We start from the raw sequence: 480 nt of genomic DNA on the forward strand, positions 1-480 counted from the left end.
TGTTCGCATGCATCAGCAGCATGCGCCCGATCCGTTCCTTCTTCTCGCGGGTCGAGTTCACGACGCCGGTGCAGCTCTGCAGGACGCCGGAGTAGATGCGGCAGAAGGTGATGGTTCCGACGAACGGGTCGTCCATGATCTTGAACGCGAGCAGAGCCAGCGGCTCCTTGTCGTCCGCCTTGCGAACGATTTCGTTGCCCTTGTCGTCGGTGCCCTTGATCGCGGGCACGTCGAGCGGCGACGGCAGATAGTCGACGACGGCGTCGAGCAGCGGCTGAACGCCCTTGTTCTTGAAGGCCGAGCCGCACAGCACGGGATAGAACGCGCCGGTCAGCACCGCCTTGCGGATCAGGCGCTTCAGGGTCGCCTCGTCCGGCTCCTTGCCGTCGAGATAGGCAGCCATGGCGTCGTCGTCGAGCTCGACGGCGGCTTCCACCATCTTCTCGCGGTATTCCTTGGCCTGCTCGACGAGATCTTCCG

1 pseudogene is annotated in these 480 nt (G+C 64.0%); it reads right to left on the reverse strand.

The features are described 5' to 3' along the window. A pseudogene (fusA, locus tag AACY52_RS30580) lies at nt 1-480 on the reverse strand (elongation factor G); the annotation flags it as partial.

The organism is Pseudomonas sp. EA_65y_Pfl1_P113, assembly GCF_963970525.1.
Classification (GTDB): domain Bacteria; phylum Pseudomonadota; class Gammaproteobacteria; order Pseudomonadales; family Pseudomonadaceae; genus Aquipseudomonas; species Aquipseudomonas tritici.